Raw genomic sequence first — 9,938 nt, forward strand, 5'->3', positions numbered from 1 at the left:
TCAGCGCTGCAGGTATTGTTCGAACACATGGCTCCAGCGGCCGAACCAGTCGCCGAAGGGCCGGTCGAGCGCTTCGCAGTAGTCACGACAGATTTCGTTGAGCCGCTCGGGCTCGGCCGCGAGCTCCTCGATCACCAGCCAGTGATTCCAGGCCGGGTGCAGATCCCAGCCGGGTTGCTCGATTTCGCAGTTGGGCAGTCGGTAATGCAGCGTCGGCCGGGCCTTGATCAGGCCATCGGATACGGCCGCGCGTACGCGCGCCTCGTCGAGATGGGCGAATACGGGCAGCATGTCCAGCGCCCGGTTGCGGCTGGCGTTTTCGGCCAGGTAATCATCGATGAGCTGATCCCGCGTGGGCGCATACGCCGGGTCGCATACCTTTCGGACATACGCCTTGGTATACGGCTGGATATACGGAAATACGCGCCGGCTGATATCGATTTCGCTGACCCGCTTGAGCCAGTCGAAGGCGACCGCGAACGCGCGGATGTAGCCCAGCAACGTGTCGGTTTCCAGATCCGGCAGTTCCGGGTTCAAATGTAGCCCGAAGGCGTAGATCGCCGATTGGCTGGTGCCGCGCGCGCCTGCTTCACGCAGGGCCGCGATGAGCGGGTTGACCGCATGCAGTTCGCTAATGGGAATCGGCGGGCCGACGATTTCGAAAGGCACCACGCGTTTGGCCACCGCGCCCAGCACATCTTCGGAAACGCGCTCGATCTCGTCGAGCAGTCCGGGCTGGCTTTCGCGCCGGCCACGTTCCTTGAGAAAGGCATAGTCGAGTTCGATGGCGAAATCGCCCAGCGGCGTGTTCGCAACGGTATATTCATACGCGCTATGCGGGCGGATTTCGCCGCCCAGCGCATGCCGCACGATTTCGCCGATGCGCTCGATCGAAAGCCCGGTAAATTCAAGTTCCACGCCGACACGACGCTCACCGTTCGATACCGTATGGCGGCGTGATGGCAGGCGCAACGGGGCCTTGGCCGCAGCGGCGTCGGTAGTGGTCATTGTATAGTGCAACGCAACATAATCGAGATAGGGGCCAAGCATGCCACTCACGCGTGGCCGCGGCCAGTTGTCTAGCCTCGAAATGCGGGCGTAGTATCGCTTGCAGACAGTATTCAACCGACCTGTTTCAAGGAGCGCCTTATGGCCCAGGCGAGCCCGCACCCCGAGCACGCCGACGACGTCGAAGACGTCGATCCGCAAGAATCCGCCGAGTGGCGTGACGCGCTCGATGCCGTCATCGAGATCGAAGGGCCCGAACGGGCTCACTACCTGCTGGAAATGCTCATCGAGCGTTCGCGCCGATCGGGCGCGTATATTCCGTATTCGCCGAATACGGCCTATATCAATACCATTCCGCCGCATCTGGAAGAGCGCTCGCCGGGCGATCCCGCCATCGAGTGGCGGATTCGTTCGATTATCCGCTGGAACGCGATGGCCATGGTCGTACAGGCCAATCGCCACCACGAAGGCGTGGGCGGGCATATCGCCAGCTATGCCTCGGCGGCCACGCTCTATGAAGTGGGCTTCAACCACTTCTGGCATGCGCCCAGTGAAGATCACGGCGGCGATCTGGTTTATATCCAGGGCCATTCCGCGCCGGGGATTTATGCGCGTTCCTATCTCGAAGGGCGCATCAACGAAGATCAGCTCTACAACTTCCGTGCCGAATCCACCGGCAAGGGTCTGTCGAGCTATCCGCATGCCTGGTTGATGCCGGATTACTGGCAGTTCGCGACCGTGTCGATGGGTATCGGCCCGATCAACGCGATCTACCAGGCGCGCTTCATGCGCTACATGCAGAACCGCGGCGTACAGGACAACGAAGGCCGCCACGTGTGGTGCTTCTGCGGCGACGGCGAAATGGACGAGCCCGAATCCATGGGCGCCATCGATATCGCCGCCCGCGAAGGCCTGGACAACCTGATTTTCGTGGTCAACTGCAACCTGCAGCGCCTGGACGGCCCGGTACGCGGCGACTCCAAGATCATCAACGAACTCGAAGGCGCCTTCCGCGGCGCCGGCTGGAACGTGATCAAGGTCATCTGGGGTGCACTCTGGGACGGTCTGCTCGCCCAGGATCACGACGGCAAGCTCATCGAGCTGATGAACGAAACCGTCGACGGTGAATACCAGGCCTTCAAGGCCAACGGCGGCGACTACACCCGCGAGAACTTCTTCGGCAAGTATCCGGAGCTCAAGGAAATGGTCGCCTCCATGTCCGACGAGGACATCCGCCGCCTCAACCGCGGCGGCCACGACCCGCACAAGGTGTTTGCCGCTTATCACGCAGCGGTGAACCAGAAGAACGGGCGCCCGACCGTGATCCTGGCCAAGACGGTCAAGGGTTATGGCATGGGCGAGGCCGGCGAAGGCCAGAACATCACCCATCAGCAGAAGAAGATGGGCGAGGACGCGCTCAAGGAATTCCGCGATCGCTTCGAAATTCCGGTCGACGACGACAAGATCGCCGATGCGCCCTTCTACAAGCCGGACGAAGACTCCGAGGAGATGAAGTATCTCCAGGCGCGTCGCAAGGAACTCGGCGGTTATCTGCCGCAGCGACGCAAGCAGGGCGATGCGCTCGAGATTCCCAAGCTCGAAGCCTTCGATAAGCTGCTGCAAGGCTCCGGCGATCGCGAAATGGCCACCACCATGGTGTTCACGCGCATCCTGCAGATCCTCACCCGCGACAAGAACATCAAGGACCGCATCGTCCCGATCATTCCGGACGAGGCGCGTACCTTCGGCATGGAAGGCATGTTCCGCAGCCTGGGCATCTACTCGCCGGTGGGCCAGCTGTTCGTGCCCGAGGATTCGGACCAGCTCGCTTTCTACAAGGAATCGGTCAAGGGTCAGATCCTCGAGGAAGGCATTACCGAAGCCGGCGCCATGTCGTCGTTCATCGCGGCGGCCACGGCCTACTCGAATCACGGCAAGACGATGATCCCGTTCTATGCCTTCTATTCGATGTTCGGCTTCCAGCGCGTGGGCGACTTCTGCTGGGCGGCCGGCGACATGCGTGCCCGCGGGTTCCTGCTGGGCGGTACCGCCGGGCGTACCACCATCAACGGCGAAGGCCTGCAGCATCAAGACGGCCATTCGCATGTGCTGTTCGACTGCGTGCCCAACTGCCGTGCGTATGATCCGACCTTCTCCTACGAGATGGCCGTGATCATGCATCGCGGGCTGGTAGAGATGTTCGAAGAACAGCGCGACGTCTACTACTACCTCACGATGATGAACGAAAACTACGCGCATCCGCCGATGCCGGAAGGCGTGGAAGACGACATCATCGCCGGCATGTACCAGTTCTCGCAGTCGGGCGCCGACAAGAACCTGCAGGTCAATCTGCTCGGTTCCGGCACCATTCTCAACGAAGTGATTGCCGCAGCCGAAATGCTCGAAAACGAGTTCGAGGTGGGCACCACGGTCTGGAGTGCGCCGAGCTTCACCCAGCTCAAGCGTGACGGCGCCTCCGTGGAGCGCTGGAACATGCTGCATCCGGAGGAAGAGCCGAAGCAGAGCTTCGTGGCGAAGAAGTTCGCCGATGCCAAGGGCCCGGCCATCGCCGCCACCGACTATGTCCGCGGCCTGCCGGAAATGATCCGCCCCTATTTGCCGGTCGCGTATCACACGCTTGGCACCGACGGGTATGGCCGCTCGGATACGCGCGAAGCGCTGCGCGAGTTCTTCGAGGTGGACCGGCGCTGGATCACCGTCTGTGCCCTCAAGGCCCTGGCCGACGAAGGCAAGATCGAACGCAAGGTCGTTGGCGAAGCCATCCGCAAGTACGGCATCGACCCCGACAAGCCGGAGCCGATCACGCACTGATCGGTTTCACGGCCGGGTAGGCAGCAACGATAGACACGGCGCAGCGGCGAGCCGCTGCGCGAGCAGCCAAGGAAACGCTTTATGGCGGCGCAGGAAATCAAGGTCCCGGATATCGGCGACTTCGACTCGGTCGAAGTCATCGAGGTACTGGTATCCAAGGGCGACACGATCGAGCAGGAACAGCCGATCATCACCCTCGAATCCGACAAGGCGACCCTCGAGGTGCCTTCCACCATTGCCGGCAAGATCACCGAAATGAAGGTTTCGGAAGGCGATACCGTCTCCGAAGGCGACGTGATCGCGCTCGTGGAAGCCGCTGAAGAAGGCGACGACGACGACTCGGATGACGAGGGCGAGGACGACGCCTCCGACGAAGGCAAGAGCGACGAAGCTGATGCCGAAGAGGACGACTCGGAGGCGGATGACGACGACAGCGAAGACGCCGACGAGGATGACGAGGACGACGGCGAAGAAGACGATGCCGACGATGAAGACGTCGGCGGTCAGACCATCGAGGTGAAAGTCCCCGATATCGGCGATTTCGACTCGGTCGAAGTCATCGAAGTGCTGGTCTCCGAGGGCGATGAGGTCGAGGAAGAACAGCCGCTCATTACGCTGGAATCCGACAAGGCCACGCTGGAAGTGCCCTCGTCCGCGGCCGGCAAGATCACCGAAATGAAGGTTTCGGAAGGCGATACCGTCTCCGAAGGCGACGTGATCGCCCTGCTGCAAGGCGCAGGCGGCAAGTCCGGCGGCGACAAGAAGAAGTCGTCCAAGCAGGACAAGGCGTCGAGCAAGCAATCCGGCGACGACGACCGCGCCAAGAAGGATAAGAAGTCGGACAAGAAAGACGACAAGGCCGACAAGAAAAAGGCCGAAGACAAGTCGTCGAAGAAAGAGCCGGCATCGAACAAGCAGATGCCCAAGGACAGCGGCGATTCCTCCAAGCTCGACAAGGTCGACGAAGAACGCTTCGGCAAGGCCCACGCCTCGCCCAGCGTGCGCAAATATGCGCGTGAACTCGGCGCCGATCTCGGCCGCGTGGAAGGCTCGGGCCGTAAGGGCCGGATCACCTTCGAGGACGTCCAGTCCTATGTGAAGCAGGCCCTGTCGCAGAGCCAGAGCGGCGCGTCAGCCGCGGCCCCGGCCGGCGGTGGCGGCGGCGTGCCCGCCCAGCCGGATATCGACTTCAGCCAGTTCGGCGAAGTCGAAACGGTCGAGCTCGAGCGTATCCGCAAGATCTCGGCCAAGGCCGTCCACAAGAACTGGCTGCTCATTCCGCATGTCACCCAGTTCGACAACGCCGATATCACCGATCTGGAAGAATTCCGCCAGGCGAACAAGGAAAAAGCCAAGGCCGAGGGCGTCAAGCTCACGCCGCTGGCCTTCCTGCTCAAGGCCTCGGCGGCCGCGCTCAAGGCCTTCCCGGACCTCAACAGCTCGCTCACGGCCGACGGCGAGTCGCTGGTGCACAAGAAGTACGTGAACATCGCCGTCGCGGTGGATACACCCAACGGCCTGCTCATGCCGGTGATCAAGGATGTCGACAAGAAAGGCATCTACGACATCGCCCGAGACCTCGACGACGTGTCGTCGCGTGCCCGCGAAGGCAAGATCAAGGGCGACGACATGAAAGGCGCCTGTTTCTCGATCTCCAGTCTCGGCGGCGTCGGCGGTACGGCCTTCACGCCCATCGTGAACTCGCCGGAAGTCGGCATTCTGGGCGTGTCCAAGCACAGCTGGCAGCCGGTCTGGAACGGGTCCGAGTTCGTACCGCGGCTGATCCTGCCGCTGTCGTTCTCCTACGATCACCGCGTGATCGACGGGGCCAAGGCGGCACGGATTACCGGCTTTATTAGCGAGAAGTTGTCGGATCTGCGAACGCTTCTGCTATAGGTCGGCAAACCGGCGGAATGCCAGCGGAATGCTATAGATTAGAGAACGCTTTCGAGGCAGGAGTGCGTAATGGCGCGGTCGGTAGAGCAAATCGAGCACGATATCGAGGGGCTTAGCAGAGCCGATAAGGAGCGTGTGTTCAAGCACCTCTTGGCCGACTTTGATCGCGGTGACGAATCCAGCGCAACCGCGGCCGAGATCGAAGCCGAATGGGTCGCGGTCGCTGAACGGAGGCTAGCAGAGCTTGAAAAAGGCACCGTAGAGGCGGTGCCGCTCGAAGACGTGATGCAGCGGCTGCGTCAGCGCCTGGATCGTGAACGTTAAGCTTCATCCGGGCGCTGAAGACGAGTTTGTGGCGCAGGTTGATTTCTACGAGTCTCGACAACCCGGGCTTGGCGAGCGGTTTGCCCGCGCCATTTACGCGACGTTTGAGCGTTTGATCGAAAACCCGGGCCTCGGTAAACCGGCGGGTGAAAGAATGCGCCAGCTGTCGCTTCAGCAGTTTCCGCACTCGGTGATTTATCAGCATGGCCAGCACGGACTCTTCGTACTGGCAATCGCGCATCAAAAGCGCAGAAGTGGCTACTGGCGCAACCGGTCGTCAGATGAACACAGCGGTTCCGTCTCGGCTTGAGACGAACCGACAATCGAAATTGGCAGCTGCCCACAGGGCGGTTCAAAGGTAGGTAAGACGATGGCACAAGAAATAAAAGTCCCCGACATCGGCGATTTCGACTCCGTCGAGATCATCGAAGTGCTCGTCGCCGAGGGCGACACGGTCGAGGAAGAACAGCCGCTCATTACGCTGGAATCCGACAAGGCCACCCTCGAAGTGCCGTCCACGGTCGCCGGCAAGATCACTGAACTGAAAGTCTCGGAAGGCGATACCGTCTCCGAAGGTGACGTGATCGCGCTCATCGACGCCGCCGACGAAGATGGTGGCGACGATGAAGGCGACGACGATTCGGACGACGCTGAGGCGGATGACAGCAACGCAGAATCCGAAAGCGACGACGACAAGGACGAGGACGCCAAGTCGGCCAAATCCGACAAGTCCGACGACAAGAAATCGTCTTCAAAATCCGATAAGCAGTCCGCGTCCAAGGACAAATCGGCCGACAAGAAACAGTCGTCCGACGCCAATCAGTCGAAAGACAAGGCCAAAAAGCCCGCCGGCGGCGATCACGACTACGATTGCGACGTGCTGGTGCTCGGCTCCGGCCCCGGCGGCTACACCGCCGCTTTCCGTGCGGCCGACATGGGCCTCAACGTCACTCTGGTCGAGCGCCACAGCGTGCTGGGCGGTGTGTGCCTCAACGTCGGCTGTATCCCGTCCAAGGCGTTGCTGCACTCAGCCAAGGTGATTGAAGACGCCGCCAATATGGCCAACCACGGCGTTACCTTCGGCAAGCCCGAGATCGATCTGCCCAAGCTGCTCGACTACAAGCAGTCCGTCATCGACCAGCTCACCGGCGGCCTCAAGTCCATGGCCTCCAAGCGCAAGGTGAATATCGTTAACGGCACCGGCACCTTCGCCGGTGCCCACACGCTGAAGGTCGAGGGCAACGACGATACCGACCAGATCACCTTCAACAACGCTATCATCGCCGTCGGCTCCGAGCCGGTCATGCTGCCCGGCTGGCCCGAGGACGAGCGCATCTGGACCTCGGAAGAAGCCCTCTCTCCCGACGAAATCCCCGGCTCGCTGCTGGTCGTCGGCGGCGGCATCATCGGCTGCGAAATCGCCAACGTCTATGCCGCCCACGGCACCGATGTTGACGTGGTCGAAATGACCGACAGTCTCATCCCCGGCGCCGACAAGGACCTCATCAAGCCGCTCACCAAGCGCATGAAAAAGCGCTGCGGCAATATCTGGGTGTCCACCAAGGTCACGGGCCTGGAAGCCGGCGACAAGCTCACGGCGAGCTTCGAAGGCGACGATGCGCCCAAGTCCAAGGACTACGACCGCGTACTGGTCGCCATTGGCCGTAAGCCCAACGGCGCCAAGATCGGCGCGGATGCCGCCGGCGTAAAGGTCGACGACCGCGGCTTCATCGCCATCGACAAGCAATGCCGCACCAACGTCGACAACATCTTCGCCATCGGCGACGTCTCCGGCGAACCCCAGCTCGCCCACCGTGCCACGCACCAGGGCAAGGTCGCCGCCGAATGCTGCGCCGGCGAGAAATCTGCGTTTGACGCCAAGGTCATCCCCTCCGTCGTCTATACCGACCCGGAAGTCGCCTGGACAGGCGTCACCGAAACCCAGGCCAAAAAAGACGGCATCGAATACACCAAGGGCGCCTTCCCCTGGGCCGCCAACGGCCGGGCCATCGGCCTGGACGCCACCGACGGCAACACCAAGCTGCTGTTCGGCTCGGATGGGCGCATCATCGGTGCCGGTGCGGTGGGTTCGGGCGCCGGCGACCTCATCGCCGAAACCTGTCTCGCCATCGAAATGGGCGCGAATGCCGACGACATCGGCCTGACCATCCACCCGCACCCGACGCTCGCCGAAACGGTCGGCATGGCCGCCGAGGCCGAAGCCGGGACGCTGACGGATTTGTATATTCCGAAGAAAAAGTGACGTTGTTCCCTGTGGAACATTCGGAAAGGCCGGCCGCTGTGCCGGCCTTTTTATGCCTGTCGGTCTTCGTCTTCTGTACGGCCGGTTGCGCTAATATAAGTTTCGTCGTACCCAAAGGTTCGATATGAGCCAATCGGTTTTAAATGTGCAATGAGCGTAGCGCGCTTCTTCCCGACCATCATCAAAACGCTTATCGCTGTACTCGTCGTATTTACGCTCAATGTTTTGAGAATCCTCCTACAGGCGTTTCATGCCGGAGCAGCGGGCCTTAGCTTGGCTAACGTCGATGCAGTGTTTGTGATAGCCCTTCAAGATACGGTGATGCTGATCATCTACCTCGTTCCATTGCTCCTGTTGGCCTACATCATCTGGGCGAATCGCTCAAGGAAACCGCGCGACAGCTAGCTTAATGTTTGAGGCAGCAGCGCAGACTCTCGCACGCCGAGCAGCATATCGGTTGGACCATTAGCAACGGCGGGTCTTTTTTGTATGCCATGACTGTCGGGCTGCCGCCCCGGTTTAGATCGTCGACTACCACTAGCGGGTGCACCGATGACCGAAATAGCAAACATTCACCCCGGCGAAATTCTCCTTGAGGAGTTTCTCAAGCCGATGGAACTGAGCCAAAACCGTCTGGCCCGAGCGATTGACGTACCGCCGCGTCGTATCAACGAGATCGTGCTGGGAAAGCGCGCGATCAGCGCGGATACCGCGGTACGGTTGGCATGGTATTTTGGGACGAGCGAAAAATTCTGGATGGGTTTACAGGCCGATTATGATCTGGAAGAAGTACATCGAGCCCAAGTCGCCTGGTCAGCATAGATAAGTATACTGTCCCAGGGTGCCGGGTGCCGACTGACTAGAATCGTGAGACAAGAAAAAAATTTTCCCATAACGGCTGTCCATTCGGAATGGATAATAGATGATGAGCCTATGGGGTCAAAAAACAAGTTTTGGATCGAGATTCCAGGGGACCGCCACCCGTGGCTATTTAAATATACCCGTACAAATGATGATCGATCTACTGGGGAGCATTGGGCAGAGAAAGTCGCCGCAGAAATTGCCGGAAAGCTTCAATTACCTCATGCTGAAGTTGAACTAGCGGAGTTCAATGGGTGCTTCGGTAGTCTGTCACGGAGATTTGAGAGGTTGGCGGACGATGGGGTAGAGCTTGTTCATGGCAATGATTTGCTGTCGGGACTACTCCAAAATTACGACAGTCAATTAGTAAGGGGGCAGCAGGAGCACACTCTTAAAAACATTTTGAACGCGATCGGGAACGCCATAGGCCGGGACGATGGAGCACGGGAAGAGGCATTCTTAAACTTAGGTGGATATGTCCTCCTTGATGCTTTGATTTTGAATACCGATCGACACCATGAGAACTGGGCGCTACTTCGTCAGACCCTACCAGCGAAGGAAACTTCGCATCATATAGCTCCTACATTCGATCACGCGTCATCGCTGGGAAGAGAGCATACTGACTCGAAACTACGTCAGTGGCTTACTGAAGAGCAATGGCGTGTCGCTTGGTACGCTGAGCGTGGCAAGGGTGGCATCTTTCTTGAATAAGCAACACCCTTTCTGTAAATTCGCGATCCTAACGCTGGCGTAA

At 60.0% G+C, this 9,938-nt stretch carries 9 protein-coding genes; 8 read left to right on the forward strand and 1 reads right to left on the reverse strand.

From position 1 onward, the window contains the following. Nucleotides 1–1,008: an amidoligase family protein gene (locus T5B8_RS15855; protein WP_353180294.1), complete on the reverse strand. Its 1,008-nt coding sequence runs from the start codon at nucleotides 1,006–1,008 to the stop codon at nucleotides 1–3. 141 nt (nucleotides 1,009–1,149) lie between these two features. On the opposite strand from T5B8_RS15855, the gene aceE reads away from it, so the two are divergent. The 8 genes from aceE (at nucleotide 1,150) to T5B8_RS15895 (ending at nucleotide 9,895) form a co-directional block, all read left to right on the forward strand. Next, nucleotides 1,150–3,840: a pyruvate dehydrogenase (acetyl-transferring), homodimeric type gene (gene aceE / locus T5B8_RS15860; protein ID WP_353180296.1), complete on the forward strand. Its 2,691-nt coding sequence runs from the start codon at nucleotides 1,150–1,152 to the stop codon at nucleotides 3,838–3,840. A gap of 81 nt (nucleotides 3,841–3,921) precedes the next feature. Continuing rightward, complete coding sequence (aceF, locus tag T5B8_RS15865) at nucleotides 3,922–5,736, forward strand: dihydrolipoyllysine-residue acetyltransferase (protein ID WP_353180298.1); 1,815 nt, start codon at nucleotides 3,922–3,924, stop codon at nucleotides 5,734–5,736. A gap of 69 nt (nucleotides 5,737–5,805) precedes the next feature. Next, nucleotides 5,806–6,060, forward strand: a complete 255-nt coding sequence (locus tag T5B8_RS15870) for an addiction module protein (protein WP_353180300.1) — start codon at nucleotides 5,806–5,808, stop codon at nucleotides 6,058–6,060. Next, nucleotides 6,050–6,370: a type II toxin-antitoxin system RelE/ParE family toxin gene (locus tag T5B8_RS15875; protein WP_353180301.1), complete on the forward strand. Its 321-nt coding sequence runs from the start codon at nucleotides 6,050–6,052 to the stop codon at nucleotides 6,368–6,370. The genes T5B8_RS15870 and T5B8_RS15875 overlap by 11 nt, the downstream gene beginning before the upstream one ends. Before the next feature lie 60 nt (nucleotides 6,371–6,430). After that, nucleotides 6,431–8,323 (forward strand): dihydrolipoyl dehydrogenase, encoded by a 1,893-nt coding sequence (lpdA, locus tag T5B8_RS15880; RefSeq protein WP_353180303.1) that lies wholly within the window; start codon nucleotides 6,431–6,433, stop codon nucleotides 8,321–8,323. 150 nt (nucleotides 8,324–8,473) lie between these two features. Further along, a complete protein-coding gene (locus T5B8_RS15885) occupies nucleotides 8,474–8,728 on the forward strand; it encodes a hypothetical protein (protein ID WP_353180305.1) in 255 nt (84 codons plus the stop codon). 147 nt (nucleotides 8,729–8,875) lie between these two features. Then, nucleotides 8,876–9,145: a HigA family addiction module antitoxin gene (locus T5B8_RS15890; RefSeq protein WP_353180307.1), complete on the forward strand. Its 270-nt coding sequence runs from the start codon at nucleotides 8,876–8,878 to the stop codon at nucleotides 9,143–9,145. 45 nt (nucleotides 9,146–9,190) lie between these two features. Continuing rightward, nucleotides 9,191–9,895, forward strand: a complete 705-nt coding sequence (locus tag T5B8_RS15895; RefSeq protein WP_353180309.1) for a HipA domain-containing protein — start codon at nucleotides 9,191–9,193, stop codon at nucleotides 9,893–9,895. The last annotated feature ends 43 nt before the right edge of the window (nucleotides 9,896–9,938 follow it).

Origin of the sequence: Salinisphaera sp. T5B8 (genome assembly GCF_040361255.1) — a bacterium.
Taxonomy (GTDB): domain Bacteria; phylum Pseudomonadota; class Gammaproteobacteria; order Nevskiales; family Salinisphaeraceae; genus Salinisphaera.

Coding starts and splice junctions, on each gene's coding strand:
- T5B8_RS15855 (WP_353180294.1), bottom strand. CDS start 1,008: ATGACCACTACCGACGCCGCTGCGGCCAAGGCCCCGTTGCGCCTGCCA.
- aceE (WP_353180296.1), top strand. CDS start 1,150: ATGGCCCAGGCGAGCCCGCACCCCGAGCACGCCGACGACGTCGAAGAC.
- T5B8_RS15885 (WP_353180305.1), top strand. CDS start 8,474: ATGAGCGTAGCGCGCTTCTTCCCGACCATCATCAAAACGCTTATCGCT.
- T5B8_RS15870 (WP_353180300.1), top strand. CDS start 5,806: ATGGCGCGGTCGGTAGAGCAAATCGAGCACGATATCGAGGGGCTTAGC.
- aceF (WP_353180298.1), top strand. CDS start 3,922: ATGGCGGCGCAGGAAATCAAGGTCCCGGATATCGGCGACTTCGACTCG.
- T5B8_RS15890 (WP_353180307.1), top strand. CDS start 8,876: ATGACCGAAATAGCAAACATTCACCCCGGCGAAATTCTCCTTGAGGAG.
- lpdA (WP_353180303.1), top strand. CDS start 6,431: ATGGCACAAGAAATAAAAGTCCCCGACATCGGCGATTTCGACTCCGTC.